At 74.7% G+C, this 14,196-nt stretch carries 15 protein-coding genes; 12 read left to right on the forward strand and 3 right to left on the reverse strand.

Translation table 11 applies throughout. The features are described from left to right. Positions 1 to 22 precede the first annotated feature (22 nt). On the forward strand, positions 23 to 1,189 hold the full coding sequence (locus QC029_RS15860) for a D-alanine--D-alanine ligase family protein (protein WP_279556306.1): 1,167 nt from the start codon (positions 23 to 25) through the stop codon (positions 1,187 to 1,189). A gap of 87 nt (positions 1,190 to 1,276) precedes the next feature. On the opposite strand, the gene QC029_RS15865 is transcribed toward QC029_RS15860, so the two are convergent. Both QC029_RS15865 and QC029_RS15870 read right to left on the reverse strand, forming a co-directional pair. Next, positions 1,277 to 1,813, reverse strand: a complete 537-nt coding sequence (locus QC029_RS15865; protein WP_279556307.1) for a DUF3515 domain-containing protein — start codon at positions 1,811 to 1,813, stop codon at positions 1,277 to 1,279. Positions 1,814 to 1,833: 20 nt separating this feature from the next. Beyond that, positions 1,834 to 2,067, reverse strand: a complete 234-nt coding sequence (locus tag QC029_RS15870) for an Lrp/AsnC family transcriptional regulator (protein ID WP_279556308.1) — start codon at positions 2,065 to 2,067, stop codon at positions 1,834 to 1,836. Between the two features lie 251 nt (positions 2,068 to 2,318). Here QC029_RS15870 and QC029_RS15875 point away from each other — a divergent pair, with 251 nt between their 5' ends. Together QC029_RS15875 and thiD are read left to right on the forward strand one after the other, a co-directional pair. Then, entirely contained in the window at positions 2,319 to 3,263 is a 945-nt protein-coding gene (locus tag QC029_RS15875) for a thiamine-phosphate kinase (protein WP_279556309.1), read from the forward strand. Positions 3,264 to 3,306: 43 nt separating this feature from the next. Then, complete coding sequence (thiD, locus tag QC029_RS15880; RefSeq protein WP_279556310.1) at positions 3,307 to 4,110, forward strand: bifunctional hydroxymethylpyrimidine kinase/phosphomethylpyrimidine kinase; 804 nt, start codon at positions 3,307 to 3,309, stop codon at positions 4,108 to 4,110. 144 nt (positions 4,111 to 4,254) lie between these two features. Here the strand turns inward: thiD and rpmB are convergent, their stop codons facing one another. Further along, complete coding sequence (gene rpmB / locus QC029_RS15885; protein ID WP_093662092.1) at positions 4,255 to 4,440, reverse strand: 50S ribosomal protein L28; 186 nt, start codon at positions 4,438 to 4,440, stop codon at positions 4,255 to 4,257. A gap of 328 nt (positions 4,441 to 4,768) precedes the next feature. Between rpmB and QC029_RS15890 the strand changes: the two genes are divergently transcribed. The 9 genes from QC029_RS15890 to mutM all read left to right on the forward strand — a co-directional run bounded on the left by QC029_RS15890 (position 4,769) and on the right by mutM (position 14,194). Next, complete coding sequence (locus QC029_RS15890; RefSeq protein WP_279556311.1) at positions 4,769 to 6,508, forward strand: DAK2 domain-containing protein; 1,740 nt, start codon at positions 4,769 to 4,771, stop codon at positions 6,506 to 6,508. 129 nt (positions 6,509 to 6,637) lie between these two features. Then, entirely contained in the window at positions 6,638 to 8,824 is a 2,187-nt protein-coding gene (recG, locus tag QC029_RS15895; RefSeq protein WP_279556343.1) for an ATP-dependent DNA helicase RecG, read from the forward strand. A gap of 228 nt (positions 8,825 to 9,052) precedes the next feature. Next, the gene (gene rsmD / locus QC029_RS15900; RefSeq protein WP_279556312.1) at positions 9,053 to 9,646 is read left to right on the forward strand and encodes a 16S rRNA (guanine(966)-N(2))-methyltransferase RsmD; all 594 of its coding nucleotides are present in this window, start codon (positions 9,053 to 9,055) and stop codon (positions 9,644 to 9,646) included. Between the two features lie 26 nt (positions 9,647 to 9,672). Next, a complete protein-coding gene (coaD, locus tag QC029_RS15905) occupies positions 9,673 to 10,152 on the forward strand; it encodes a pantetheine-phosphate adenylyltransferase (protein ID WP_279556313.1) in 480 nt (159 codons plus the stop codon). A 105-nt stretch (positions 10,153 to 10,257) separates the two neighbouring features. Continuing rightward, on the forward strand, positions 10,258 to 11,412 hold the full coding sequence (locus tag QC029_RS15910; protein WP_279556314.1) for a cell division initiation protein: 1,155 nt from the start codon (positions 10,258 to 10,260) through the stop codon (positions 11,410 to 11,412). Positions 11,413 to 11,549: 137 nt separating this feature from the next. Beyond that, positions 11,550 to 12,209 carry a DUF177 domain-containing protein gene (locus tag QC029_RS15915; RefSeq protein ID WP_279556315.1) on the forward strand — a complete coding sequence of 220 codons (660 nt, stop codon included), beginning with the start codon at positions 11,550 to 11,552 and terminating at the stop codon, positions 12,207 to 12,209. A gap of 2 nt (positions 12,210 to 12,211) precedes the next feature. After that, positions 12,212 to 12,385: a 50S ribosomal protein L32 gene (rpmF, locus tag QC029_RS15920; protein ID WP_031508259.1), complete on the forward strand. Its 174-nt coding sequence runs from the start codon at positions 12,212 to 12,214 to the stop codon at positions 12,383 to 12,385. A gap of 19 nt (positions 12,386 to 12,404) precedes the next feature. Further along, on the forward strand, positions 12,405 to 13,205 hold the full coding sequence (gene rnc, locus QC029_RS15925; RefSeq protein ID WP_279556316.1) for a ribonuclease III: 801 nt from the start codon (positions 12,405 to 12,407) through the stop codon (positions 13,203 to 13,205). A 128-nt stretch (positions 13,206 to 13,333) separates the two neighbouring features. Further along, positions 13,334 to 14,194: a bifunctional DNA-formamidopyrimidine glycosylase/DNA-(apurinic or apyrimidinic site) lyase gene (mutM, locus tag QC029_RS15930; protein WP_279556317.1), complete on the forward strand. Its 861-nt coding sequence runs from the start codon at positions 13,334 to 13,336 to the stop codon at positions 14,192 to 14,194. Positions 14,195 to 14,196: the final 2 nt, after the last annotated feature.

Genomic DNA, 14,196 nt, shown 5'->3' on the forward strand with positions numbered 1-14,196 from the left:
CGTCAGGTAATCTCGCCCGGATATGAGCAGCCAGTCCTTCTCCCCAGGCCCCCAGACGCCCCCGCCGGCCGGCCGGCGGCCGCGCGTCGCCGTCGTCTTCGGCGGCCGCAGCTCCGAGCACGGGATCTCCGTGGTCACCGCGGGCGCCGTACTGCGCGCCATCGACCGCACGGCCTACGACGTCCTGCCCATCGGCATCACCGCCGACGGCCGCTGGGCGCTGACCGCCGACGACCCCGAGCGGATGGCGATCGCCGACCGCGCCCTGCCGAACGTGGAGCAGCTCGCCGAGTCCGACACCGGCTCCGTGCTGCTGCCCTTCGAGCCGGACAACCGCGAGGTCGTCTACAGCGAGCCGGGCTCGGTGCCCAAGGTGCTCGGGGAGGTCGACGTCGTCTTCCCCATGCTGCACGGCCCCTACGGCGAGGACGGCACGATCCAGGGCCTGCTGGACCTGGCCGGCGTGCCCTACGTCGGCTCGGGCGTGCTCGCCTCGGCGGTCGGCATGGACAAGGAGTACATGAAGCGGGTCTTCACCTCCTTCGGGCTGCCCGTCGGCCCGTACACGGTGGTCAGGCCGCGGGAGTGGGAGCGGGACGAGAACGCCGCGCGCAAGAGGATCGTGGACTTCGCGGGCGACCACGGCTGGCCGGTCTTCGTCAAGCCCGCCCGCGCCGGGTCCTCCTTCGGCATCACCAAGGTCGACGACCTGGCCGGCCTGGACGAGGCGATCGCCGAGGCGCGGCGCCACGACCCGAAGATCATCGTCGAGGCGCTGCTGCGCGGCCGCGAGATCGAGTGCGGCGTCCTGGAGTTCGAGGACGGCCCCCGCGCCAGCCTCCCGGCCGAGATCCCGCCGGCCACCGCCCACGACTTCTACGACTTCGAGGCTAAGTACATCGACTCCGCCGAGGGCGTCGTGCCCGCCCCGCTGACCGACGAGCAGACCCGGCGGGTCCAGGAGCTGGCGGTGCGCGCCTTCGACGCGGCCTCCTGCGAGGGCCTGGTCCGCGCGGACTTCTTCCTGCTGGACAGCGGCGAGTTCGTCATCAACGAGATCAACACGATGCCGGGCTTCACGCCCATCTCCATGTACCCGCGGATGTGGGAGGCCAGCGGCGTCGGCTACCCCGAGCTGGTCGACCGCCTCATCAGGGCCGCCCTGCGCCGCTCGACCGGCCTGCGCTGAGCGCGCCCGCCGCGGCCCGCGCGACGGGTGCGGGCCCGCGGCGGGGGGACGGGCGGTACGGGAGGGGCGGACGCCGTCAGCGGGACGTCACAGCGGCTTCTCGGGAACGGCCCCCCGCACCGCGTCCGCGAGGTCGACCAGGGCGTTGACCTCGGGCGCGTACGCGTCGGGGACCGTCACCCGGACGAAGACCTCACGGTCCAGGAGGGTGAAGCGGTAACCGCCGTCCCGCTCCTCCAGCAGCCAGGAGACGCCGTTCACCTCCACCGAGTCGGAGGTGGGGTTGTAGTGTTCACTGCCGGGGGTGAGCACCTCGGGCCGCGGCACCCCGCAGCCCAGCTCGATCGCCGGATCGCCCCACACGGCGGCGTACCGCGTCTCGGGCTCGATCGCGACCCGGGACTGCCCCTCCACCTTCTCCGGCAGCGCGTCGTACAGCGCGCGGCAGGTCTCGGCGGCCCGGCCCGTCGGGCTCGGCGGGGACGGACGGGGAGCGTCGTCACCGGACGCACCGGACGCACCGGACGCGCAGCCGGCCGCCGCGACGAGCACGGCGAGCACGGCGAGCGCGGTGGCGGGCGGCCGGAGGGCCGACGGGAGGGACCGGCGGGGCGAAGAGCTCACCGGGCGAGCATACGGGGGAGCTACAGATGGACGACCGGGCAGGTCAGGGTACGGGTGATGCCCTCCACGTGCTGGATCCGGGCCACCACCATGCGGCCCAGGTCGTCCACCGTGTCGGCCTCGGCCCGCACGATCACGTCGTAGGGACCGGTCACGTCCTCGGCCCGGGTCACCCCGGGGATCTCGCCGACGACCTCGGCGACGGTCGACGCCTTGCCGACCTCTGTCTGGATCAGGATGTACGCCTGTACCACGGAACCTCCAGGGCGGCTACGAGGATCATGGGAGTTGAAGGGACGCCACGGTATCGCGTCGCCGACTCCGCCGGGGAGACCCGCACCGCGGGCGGGCACGGCAGGACGGCGGGGTGGGGGACCGGAGGGGCGGCCGCGACGGTACCGTTCGAGCGCACTGACGAAGGGGCACGACGATGCTGAGTTCTCCCGGGGGGCGGTCTCCCTCTGGTTTCCCCGGGGGCGCCGCCCCCAGGACCCCCGGCCGGACCGTGGGGGAGCTCGGGGAGTTCGGGCTGATCCGGGAGCTGACCTCGCGGATCACCCCCACCCCGGCCGTGCGGATCGGTCCGGGCGACGACGCGGCCGTGGTCGCCGCGCCCGACCGGCGCGTCGTGGCCAGCACCGACCTGCTGCTGGAGGGACGGCACTTCCGGCGCGACTGGTCCACCGCCTACGACGTCGGCCGCAAGGCCGCGGCGCAGAACCTGGCCGACATCGCCGCGATGGGGGCCGAGCCCACCGCGCTGCTGCTCGGACTCGTCGTACCCGCCGAACTCCCGGCCACCTGGCCCACCGAGCTGATGGACGGCCTCCACGACGAGTGCCAGGTCGCGGGCGCGGCCGTGGTCGGCGGGGACGTGGTGCGCGGGGAGACCATCACCGTGGCGATCACCGCGCTGGGCGACCTGCACGGCCGCGAGCCGGTCACCCGCTCCGGGGCGCGGCCCGGCGACGTCGTCGCGGTGACCGGCTGGCTGGGCTGGTCGGCGGCCGGACACGCGGTGCTCGCGCGCGGGTTCCGCTCGCCGCGCGCCTTCGTCGAGGCCCACCGCCGCCCCGAGCCGCCGTACCACGCCGGCCCGGCGGCGGCCGAGCTGGGCGCGACCGCGATGACCGACGTCAGCGACGGACTCGTCGCCGACCTCGGGCACATCGCCGAGGCCAGCAAGGTCCGCATCGACATCCGCTCGGCCGCCCTCGACGTCCCCGCCCAGATGTCCGACATCGGGCAGGCGGTGGGCGTCGACCCGCTGCAGTGGGTGCTCACCGGGGGAGAGGACCACGCGATCGTCGCCACCTTCCCCGCGGACGCCAAGCTGCCCGCCCGCTGGCGCCGGATCGGCGAGGTGCTCCACCCCTCCGCGGCGCCGCAGGCCACGGTGGACGGCGCCCCCTGGAACCGGGCCGGCGGCTGGGACCACTTCGGGAGTTGAGGGGGCCGGGGGGAGCCCGGCTCCCCGGCCGTAGGCTGCGGGCATGCGTACACCACCACCGCGCGTCCTCACCGTCGCCGGATCCGACTCGGGCGGCGGAGCGGGCATCCAGGCCGACCTGAAGACCATGCTCGCGCTCGGCACCCACGGGATGAGCGTGCTCACCGCCGTCACCGCGCAGAACTCCCTGGGCGTGCAGGGCGCCTGGGAGCTGCCCGCCGAGGCGGTGCGACAGCAGTTCCGCAGCGTCGTGGACGACATCGGGGTGCAGGCGGTCAAGACCGGCATGCTCGCCACCGCCGAACTGGTCGCGACGGTCGCCGGCCTGCTGGACGGCCTCACGGCGCCCGTGGTCGTGGACCCCGTCGGGGTCTCCAAGCACGGCGACCCGCTGCTGGCGGCCGAGGCGCTGGAGACGGTGCGCACCGAGCTGCTGCCCAGGGCCACCGTCGCCACCCCCAACCTGGACGAGGTCGCCCAGCTCACCGGCGTACGGGTGGAGCGCGAGGCCGATCTGCCGCGCGCGGCGGAGGCGGTGCTGGCGTACGGGCCGCGGTGGGCGCTGATCAAGGGCGGCCACCTCAAGGACGGGGACGCGGTGGACCTGCTCACCGACGGCGCCGCCGAGCACTGGCTGCGCGCCCCCCGCCACGACAACCGCCACACCCACGGCACCGGCTGCACCCTGGCGAGCGCGATCGCCGCGCAGCTGGCGAAGGGACGAACGGTCCCGCAGGCGGTCGCCGACGCCAAGGAGTACGTGACGGGCGCCGTCGCGGCGGGCTTCGCGCTGGGCGGCGGCATCGGACCGGTGGACCACGGCTGGCGGCTGGGCCGGGAGGCCTGAGCACCCGGACCCGGGTACGCCGAGAAGCCGGTCCACAGCAGTGGACCGGCTTCTCGGCACAACCGGCAAAGTGGCCGCGCTGGGCGTTGCGTCAGCGCGAGACCGGATCACCCCCGCCGAGCGGCGGGGGAGAGGTCAGGCGTTTCAGCGCGAGACCTTGCCGGCCTTGATGCACGAGGTGCAGACGTTGAGCCGCTTCGGCGTCCGCCCGACCATCGCACGCACCCGCTGGATGTTGGGGTTCCAACGGCGGGACGTACGGCGGTGCGAGTGCGAGATGTTGTTGCCGAAGCCCGGCCCCTTGCCGCAGACGTCGCAGTTGGCAGCCACGGGTCACTCCAAAGACTTCAGATGCACGTACAGTGAAATCCCGGCGTCGGCAGGATCAGAGGATGACCGGCACTGCCAGGGAATTGGGTAGAGCCCGAGCGGGTCGGGCAACCGGGGAAGCATACCTCGCCCCCGTCCGGACCACGAAATTACCACGGCTCCCCACCACCTCCCCGCCGTCCCCCCACCGCTTCCCCGCCGTCCCCCACCACCTTCCCGCCGCCTCCCGGCCCCCCGCCCCCGGTCACGGGCCGCCCCGGGCACTAGCCTTCGCCCGTCGCCGCTGTCCGTCCGGCCGCCCGGCCGCAAGCCCCCAGGAGGCCCGTCCGTGCCGCACCCGCTCGACGCCGCCGCGGTACGGAGCTGGTGCGCCCAGGCGCTCGACGCGCTGGGCCGCGCCCGCGAGACGATCGACGCGATCAACGTCTACCCGGTGGCGGACGCCGACACCGGCACCAACCTCTACCTGACCGTGGAGTCCGCCGCCCGGGCCGTGGAGGCAGCGTGCGCGGGGGAGCCCACCCCGGCCCAGGCCGTCCGGGCCATGGCGCACGGCGCGCTCATCGGCGCGCGCGGCAACTCCGGGACGATCCTGGCGCAGCTGCTGCGCGGCATGGCCGAGGAGGTCGGCGCGGCGGAGGACGGCGCGGGCCCGGACGGTCCCCGCGGGGGGACCTCCCCGGAGGGGGGCTCATCGGGCGGGGACTCATCGGACGGGGACTCCTGCGGCGAGGACGACGGGGAACTGCTGCGGCGCGCGCTGCGCCGCGCCGCGACCGCGGCCCGGGCCGCGGTCGCCCACCCGGTGGAGGGGACCGTGCTCACCGTGGCGGCGGCCGCCGCCGAGGCGGCCGCGAGCGCCGCGGGCGACTGCGCCGCGGTGGCCCGCGCGGCCTGGGCCGCCGCCCGCACCGCCCTGGAGGACACCCCCGACCAGCTCCCGGCGCTCTCCCGCGCGGGCGTGGTGGACGCGGGCGGCTACGGTCTGGTCACCGTCCTGGGCGCGCTGGTCGCCACGCTCACCGGGGAGCGGCCCGAGGACCCGGCCGCCGGCCGCGCCGGTGCGCCCGTGCCGTACCCGGGCCCGGACTCCGGGCCGGATGGCGAGGGCTGCGCCGCGCCGGGCGGTCCGGACGGTCCGGGCGGCCCGGGCGGTCCGGCCTATGAGGTGCTCTACCTGCTGGAGGCCGACGACGACGCCGTGGCCGCCCTGCGCGCCCGGCTCGACGCCCTCGGCGACTCCCTGGTGGTGGTCGGCGGCGACGGGCTGTGGAACGTCCACGTCCATGTGGACGACGCGGGCGCCGCCGTGGAGGCCGGCATCGAGGCGGGCCGCCCGTTCCGCATCCGGATCACGCACTTCGGCGCGCAGGGCGACCGGCAGGCCGCCCGCGCCGCGCGGCACGCCGTCCCCCGCGCCGTGGTCGCGGTGGTGCCCGGCGACGGGCTGGCCGAGCTGTGCGCCGCGGCGGGCGCCACGACCGTCACCGTGCGGCCCGGGGAGCCGCCCGCCAGCGGGGAGCTGGTGCAGGCGCTGCGGCGGGCGAACGCGCCCGAGGTCGTCCTGCTGCCCAACGACCCCGAGCTGCGGCACACCGCCGCCGCGGCCGCCGAGCAGGCCCGCGCCGAGGGGCTGCGGGTCGCCATCATCCCCACCCGCTCCCCGGTGCAGGGCATCGCCGCGCTCGCCGTCCACGAGCCCGGCCGCCGCTTCGACGAGGACGTCGTCGCCATGACCTCCGCCGCCGGGGCCACCCGGTACGGCGAGCTGTGCGTCGCCGAGCGGCAGGCGTGGACCACCGCCGGGATCTGCCAGGCCGGGGACGTCCTCGGCCTGATCGAGGGGGACGTGGCGCTGATCGGCGCGGAGGCGGCCCAGGTGGCCGCCGCCGTACTGGACCGGATGCTCTCGGCGGGCGGCGAGCTGGTGACGCTGGTGGTCGGCGCGGACGCCTCCGGGGACCTGGCCGAGTACCTGGAGGACCATGTGCGCCGGACCCACCTGGCCGTCGACACGCTCGTCTACGAGGGACGGCAGAGCGGTCCGCTGCTGATCGGCGTGGAGTGAGCGGGTCGCGCGCCCCGCGCTGTCGGTGCCGTGGTGTGCAATGGGGGCGTGCCCGCGCTGGAAGAGAACCCGCAAGACCCCCTGACGGAACCGCTGAGGAAGGTGCTCGGCGGCACCACCGCGAAGGTGATGGCCGAGCACCTCGGCCTGCGCACCGTCGGCGACCTGCTGCACCACTACCCGCGGCGGTACGCCGAGCGCGGTGAGCTGACCCGGCTCGCCGACCTGCCGCTGGACGAGCACGTCACCGTCGTCGCCCAGGTCGCCGACTCCCGGGTGCTCACCTTCAACCACGGGCGCGGCAAGCGCCTGGAGGTCACCCTCACCGACGGCAGCGGCCGCCTCCAGCTGGTCTTCTTCGGCAAGACCGTCCACCACCACCACAGGGAGCTGCTGCCCGGCCGCCGCGGGATGTTCGCCGGCAAGGTCGGGGTGTTCAACCGGAAGCTCCAGCTCTCCCACCCCGCCTACGAGCTGCTGGGCGCCGACAGCGGGGCGGACGCGGTGGACGCCTTCGCGGGCAGGCTCATGCCGATCTACCCGGCGTGCAAGCAGCTGGAGTCGTGGAAGATCGCCAAGGCCGTCACCACCGTCGTGGAGTCCCTGCGGGCCACCGGCTGGGCCGGCGTCGCCGACCCGCTGCCCGCCGCGCTGCGCGCCGAACGCGGTCTGCCGACGCTGCCGGAGGCGCTGGAGAAGGTCCACCGGCCGCGCACCAAGGCGGACGTGGAGCTGGCGCGGGCCCGGCTGAAGTGGGACGAGGCGTTCGTCCTCCAGGTCGCCCTGGCCCGCCGCCGGCTGGCCGAGGGCCAGCTGCCGGCCGTGGCGCGCAAGCCGCGCGAGGGCGGGCTGCTGGACGCCTTCGACGCCCGGCTGCCGTTCACGCTCACCGACGGCCAGCGCGCCGTCAGCCGGGAGATCTTCGACGACCTGGCCACCGAGCACCCCATGCACCGGCTGCTCCAGGGCGAGGTCGGCTCCGGCAAGACGCTGGTGGCGCTGCGGGCCATGCTCGCGGTGGTGGACTCCGGCGGACAGGCCGCGATGCTCGCCCCCACCGAGGTGCTGGCTCAGCAGCACCACCGCTCCATCACCGAGATGATGGGCGAGCTGGCCGAGGGCGGCATGCTCGGCGGCGCCGAGCAGGGCACCAAGGTGGTGCTGCTCACCGGGTCCATGGGGGCCGCCGCCCGCCGCCGGGCGCTGCTGGACCTGGCCACCGGGGAGGCCGGGATCGTCGTCGGCACCCACGCCCTGATCGAGGACAGGGTCCGGTTCCACGACCTGGGCCTGGTCGTGGTGGACGAGCAGCACCGCTTCGGGGTGGAGCAGCGCGACGCCCTGCGCTCCAAGGGCGAGCAGCCCCCGCACCTGCTGGTGATGACCGCCACCCCCATCCCGCGCACGGTCGCGATGACGGTCTTCGGCGATCTGGAGACCTCCGTGCTCGACCAGCTCCCGGCCGGGCGCTCGCCCATCGCCAGCCATGTGGTCCCCGCCGCGGAGAAGCCCCACTTCCTCGCCCGCGCCTGGGAGCGGGTGCGCGAGGAGGTGTCGGCCGGGCACCAGGCGTACGTGGTCTGCCCGCGCATCGGCGACGAGGAGGAGCCCGCGGGCGCCCGGAGGAACGGCGGGGGCGGCGGTGAGGACGGCGGGGACGGCGGCGGGGACGGCGAGGGCGCCGGCGGGGACGGCGAGCGCCGCCCCCCGCTGGCCGTCCTCGACGTCGCCGGGCAGCTCGCCGACGGCCCCCTCCAGAGCCTGCGGGTGGCGGCGCTGCACGGCCGCATGCAGCCGGACGCCAAGGACGAGGTGATGCGCCGCTTCACCGCGGGCGAGCTGGACGTCCTGGTCGCCACGACCGTCATCGAGGTCGGCGTGAACGTGCCGAACGCCACCGTGATGGTGATCATGGACGCGGACCGCTTCGGCGTCTCCCAGCTCCACCAGCTGCGCGGCCGGGTGGGACGCGGCAGCGCGCCGGGACTGTGCCTGCTGGTGAGCGAGGCCCCCGAGGGCAGTCCCGCCCGCGCCCGGCTGGGGGCGGTCGCCGCGACGCTGGACGGCTTCGAGCTGTCCCGCATCGACCTGGAGCAGCGCCGCGAGGGCGACGTACTGGGCCAGGCCCAGTCCGGCACCAGGTCGTCCCTGCGGATGCTCGCCGTCATCGACGACGAGGAGGTCATCGTGGCCGCCCGGGCGGCGGCGACCGAGATCGTCGCCGCCGACCCCGAGCTGGAGGGCCTGCCCGAGCTGCGCGCGGCCCTGGACGCCCTGCTGGACGCCGAGCGCGAGGAGTACCTGGAGAAGGGCTGACCGCCGGGACGCCGGACGCCACCGCCGGCGGCGGGACCCTCCGGTGACGGGCCTCCGGTGACGGCCCTCCGGTGTCGGCCCTCCGGTGACGATGGCCGCGCCGCCCACCCCGGCCGGGAGGGACGGGGCGGCGGGCCGAAGCCCCCGGGCCCGCCTATCGTGGTGGGCGGCGGCCCGCCGGGCCGCCGCCCAGCGCCCCTGCCCGAGCACCCTGGAGACGGTGAAGCGATGACCCGCGTGATCGCCGGAGCGGCCGGCGGACGACGGCTGGCGGTGCCGCCCGGCCAGGGCACCCGCCCGACCTCCGACCGGGCGCGCGAGGGCCTGTTCTCCACCTGGGAGTCGCTGCTCGGCCCGCTGGAGGGCCTGCGGGTGCTGGACCTGTACGGGGGCTCGGGCGCGGTCGGCCTGGAGGCGCTCTCGCGCGGCGCCGCGCACGTCCTGCTGGTCGAGTCCGACGTCCGGGCCGTGCGCACCATCCGGCAGAACGTCCGCGGTCTCGGCCTGCCCGGCGCCGAGGTACGGGCCGGCCGGGCCGAGCAGCTGGTGCGCGCGGAGGCTCCCGGGGAGCCGTACGACGTGGTCTTCCTCGATCCGCCGTACGCCGTCGGGGACCACGAACTGCGCGAGATCCTTCTCACACTCCGGGCCCGGGGCTGGCTCACGGGCGGAGCCCTCGCCACCGTGGAACGCAGCACCAGAGGCGGCGAATTCCGCTGGCCCGCCGGTTTCGAGGGGCTGCGGTCCCGCCGCTACGGCGAGGGCACGCTTTGGTACGGTCGCGCCGCCGAAGAAGCCGAAGAGGTCACCGACGCGTCATGACCCGTACGGAGAGCGAGGAAACGCCAGTGCGCCGCGCCGTCTGTCCGGGGTCCTTCGACCCCATCACCAACGGACACCTCGACATCATCTCCCGCGCCTCCAGGCTCTACGACGAGGTGTACGTCGCGGTGATGATCAACAAGTCGAAGCAGGGCCTGTTCACCGTCGACGAGCGCATCGACCTGATCCACCGGGTCACCGCCGAGTACGGCAACGTGCGGGTCGAGGCCTTCCACGGCCTCCTGGTGGACTTCTGCAAGCAGCGCGAGATCCCGGCCATCGTCAAGGGCCTGCGGGCGGTCAGCGACTTCGACTACGAACTCCAGATGGCCCAGATGAACAACGGGCTCTCCGGCGTGGAGACGCTGTTCGTACCGACCAACCCCACCTACAGCTTCCTCTCCTCCAGCCTGGTCAAGGAGGTCGCGGCCTGGGGCGGCGACGTCTCCCACCTGGTGCCGCCCGTCGTGCTGGAGGCCCTGCGCGGGCGCCTGACCCGCCGCTGAGGCCCGCCCCCGGCGACCCGGCCCCGGGCGCGCCCCGCGCGCCCGCCCCGGCCGGTTCCGGCATCCGGTGTCGCACCGGCGGCCGCTGCCCGTACAGTCGCTCCCGTGGACGTACAGCAGAAACTCGACGACATCGTCGCGGCGGTCGAAGGCGCACGCTCCATGCCCATGTCGGCCTCCTGCGTGGTCAACCGCGCGGAGCTGCTGGGCATGCTGGAGGAGGTGCGGCAGGCGCTGCCCGGCTCGCTCGCCCAGGCCCGGGAGCTGATCGGCGACCGGGAGCAGATGATCGCCGAGGCCCGGCAGGAGGCCCAGCGGATCATCGACTCCGCGCAGGCCGAACGCGGCTCGCTGGTCTCCGGCACCGAGGTCGCCCGCCGCGCGCAGGTGGAGGCCGACCGCATCCTGGCCCAGGCGCGGCAGGAGGCCGAGGAGATCCGCGCCGAGGCCGACGACTACGTCGACAGCAAGCTCGCCAACTTCGAGGTCGTGCTGAGCAAGACCATCGGGTCGGTCGACCGGGGGCGGGAGAAGCTCCTGGGCCGCGGCCCGGGCGCCGACCCCTACGGCCGGGACGGCGACGAGGACATCCCGGAGCGCTCCGCCGACCCCGCCGAGCTGCGGGAGCGCGCCGACGCGTACGTGGAGACCCAGTTCCGGGCCTTCGAGGCGGTCCTCACCAAGACCCTGGAGGCGGTCGGGCGCGGCCGCCAGAAGCTCACCGGCCACCAGCCCACCGACGATCTGGGCGCCCACCTGGCGGCCCAGGACGAGCACGGGCAGCAGCAGAGCGACGCCGACTACCTCGCCGACCTCGCCGCCGTCGCCCAGGAGCCCCGGACACCCCAGGCGCCCCGGGTCCACGCCGCCCCCGTGGAGCCGCCGCAGCCCGCGTACGAGCCCCAGCCGCAGCAGGACCCGTACGCCTACCAGCACCAGCAGGGGGGCTACGGCTACCCGCAGGAGTACGGGCAGCCGCCGCAGCAGGACCCGTACGCCTACCAGCCCGCGCAGCAGGCCCAGCAGCCCGCGTACGAGCCCCGGCACCAGCAGGGGGGCTACGGCTACCCGCAGGAGTACGGGCAGCCGCCGCAGCAGGACCCGTACGCCTACCAGCAGGGCGGCCGGACCCCCGTCCCCGCGCCGCCGCCGTACCAGCCCCAGCAGGCCCAGCAGCCCACCGCGCTGGACGAGACCAGCTTCTTCGACACCAGCATGATCGACATGGAGCAGCTGCGGCAGTACGAGCAGGGCCGTTAGCCCGGCGGGCTCCGGGCCGGCCCGGAGCCCGGTCGGCCCCGATTGGGACCGGAGCGGCCGGTCCAGTATCCTGGCCATTCGGTCGTGGCCCGCCCGCGACGTTCGGCTGCCCAGGACGCAGGAATCGGAGTCAGCCGGTGTCAGACCGTAGAAAGCAGGAAGCCCTGAACGCCCCCCTCGACCCCCGTTCCCCCCTCGTGCTCGACACGCGCGAGCTGGGGCGCCGTCCGGGTGCGCTCAAGGAGTCCTCCCGCACGATTCCGGCTCCCAGGGACCTCGGCGTCGAGGTCATCGGGGTGCCGGAGGGCGCGCCCATGGAACTCGACTTCCGCCTGGAGTCGGTCATGGAGGGAGTGCTCGTCACGGGCACCGTCCGTGCGCCGCTGAGGGGGGAGTGCGTAAGGTGTCTGGAGCCGCTGGAGCAGGAGTGCGAGGCGGACTTCCAGGAGATGTTCTCCTACCCCGACGCCGACGACCGGAGCCGCTTCGCGGACACCGGCGACGACGCCGAGGACGAGGAGACGTTCCGACTCGAGGGCGACCTGCTCGACCTCGAGCCCGTGCTGCGTGACGCGGTGGTGCTGTCACTGCCGCTGCAGCCGGTGTGCCAGGAGGACTGTCCCGGACTCTGCCCCCGCTGCGGGGCGAGGCTCGCGGACGACCCCGGGCACGACCACAACGAGGCCGTCGACATCCGGTGGGCGGCTCTCGAAGGACTCGCCGGCACCATCCGGGACGGCGAGAAGGACGAAGACAACGCACCCCGGCCCGCCGGGGACGATCCACAGGAGAAATAGCCGTGGCTGTTCCGAAGCGGAAGATGTCGCGCAGCAACACGCGCCACCGCCGGTCGCAGTGGAAGGCTGCGGTCCCGACCCTGGTGAAGTGCGAGCGCTGCCAGGAGCCCCGTCAGCAGCACATCGCCTGCCCGAACTGCGGCACCTACAACCGCCGCCAGGTCCTCGAGGTCTGATCGGCTGGTGACGGGCTCCATGTCAGACGCCACTACGCCCGGAAGCTCCCCCCGCAAAGGCGGGGGTGAAACGGCGCAGAGGGCGGGTCTGGTGGACGCGGCCTCGTCCCACACGCTTCTGGAAGGGCGGCTCGGGTACCAACTCGAGTCCGCCCTTCTGACGCGTGCGCTGACGCACCGCAGCTACGCGTACGAGAACGGCGGACTGCCCACCAACGAGCGCCTGGAGTTCCTGGGGGACTCCGTCCTGGGCCTGGTGGTCACCGACACCCTCTACCGCACCCACCCCGACCTGCCCGAGGGGCAGCTCGCCAAACTGCGCGCGGCCGTGGTCAACTCCCGCGCCCTGGCCGGGGTCGCCCGCGATCTCGACCTGGGCGCCTTCATCCGGCTCGGCCGGGGCGAGGAGGGCACGGGCGGCCGGAACAAGGCGTCGATCCTCGCCGACACCCTGGAGGCCGTGATCGGCGCGGTCTACCTCGACCGGGGGCTGGAGGCGGCCAGCGAGCTGGTGCACCGCCTCTTCGACCCGCTGATCGAGGAGTCCTCCAACCTCGGCGCCGGGCTGGACTGGAAGACCAGCCTCCAGGAACTGACCGCGGCCGAGGGGCTGGGCGTTCCGGAGTACCTGGTCAGCGAGACCGGCCCCGACCACGAGAAGACCTTCACGGCTGCCGCCCGCGTCGGTGGTGTCGCGTACGGCACCGGCACCGGCCGCAGCAAGAAGGAAGCCGAGCAGCAGGCGGCGGAGGCCGCCTGGCGCGCGATCCGGACCGCCGCCGACCAGCGGGACGGCCAGGCCGCCGAGAAGGTGTCCTGACCCGCTTCCGCGATCCGCCGCACACCTTCCGTCCACCCGCCCGGAATCCGGGCGGGTGGGCGCGTCGTTCCACCAGTGTCCGCACCCCCCCGCGCCGTCCCCGGGGACCCGTTGACGAGGAGCCGTCGTTGCCAGAGCTGCCCGAGGTCGAGGTCGTCCGGCGCGGACTGGAGCGCTGGGTCGGCGGCCGGACCGTCGCCGAGACGGAGGTGCTGCACCCCCGCGCGATCCGCCGCCACCTCGCCGGTGCGGCCGACTTCGCCGACCGGCTGCGCGGCGCGCGCGTCGGCACCCCCCGGCGCCGCGGCAAGTACCTGTGGCTGCCGCTGGAGGGCACCGGCCACTGCGTCCTGGCCCACCTCGGCATGAGCGGACAGCTCCTCGTCCAGCCGCACGGCGCCCCGGACGAGAAGCACCTGCGCGTGCGCGTCCGCTTCGCGGACACCGAGGGCACCGAACTGCGCTTCGTCGACCAGCGCACCTTTGGCGGGCTGTCGCTGCACCCCGTCACCCCCGACGGACTGCCCGACGTGGTGGCCCACATCGCCCGCGACCCGCTGGACCCGGCCTTCGACGAGACGGCCTTCCACACGGCCCTGCGCCGCCGCCGCAGCACGGTCAAGCGCGCGCTGCTGGACCAGTCGCTGATCAGCGGGGTCGGCAACATCTACGCGGACGAGGCGCTGTGGCGCTCCCGGCTGCACTACGACCGCCCCACCGCCACCCTCACCCGTCCGCGCACCACCGAACTCCTCGGCCACGTCCGCGACGTGATGAACGCCGCCCTCGCGGTCGGCGGCACCAGCTTCGACAGCCTGTACGTCAACGTCAACGGCGAGTCGGGCTACTTCGAGCGCTCCCTGGACGCCTACGGGCGCGAGGGCCGGCCCTGCCGCCGCTGCGCCACCCCGCTGCGCCGCAGCCCCTGGATGAACCGCTCCAGCTACTTCTGCCCGCGCTGCCAGCGCCCGCCCCGCCCGGCGCGCTGAGC

Source organism: Streptomyces sp. DH37, assembly GCF_029813835.1.
Taxonomy (GTDB): domain Bacteria; phylum Actinomycetota; class Actinomycetes; order Streptomycetales; family Streptomycetaceae; genus Streptomyces.

What these genes read in the sequence shown, in the direction of transcription:
- QC029_RS15860 (WP_279556306.1), top strand. Translation starts at nt 23, where the DNA reads ATGAGCAGCCAGTCCTTCTCCCCAGGCCCCCAGACGCCCCCGCCGGCC.
- thiD (WP_279556310.1), top strand. Translation starts at nt 3,307, where the DNA reads ATGCGTACACCACCACCGCGCGTCCTCACCGTCGCCGGATCCGACTCG.
- recG (WP_279556343.1), top strand. Translation starts at nt 6,638, where the DNA reads ATGGCCGAGCACCTCGGCCTGCGCACCGTCGGCGACCTGCTGCACCAC.
- rsmD (WP_279556312.1), top strand. Translation starts at nt 9,053, where the DNA reads ATGACCCGCGTGATCGCCGGAGCGGCCGGCGGACGACGGCTGGCGGTG.
- rnc (WP_279556316.1), top strand. Translation starts at nt 12,405, where the DNA reads ATGTCAGACGCCACTACGCCCGGAAGCTCCCCCCGCAAAGGCGGGGGT.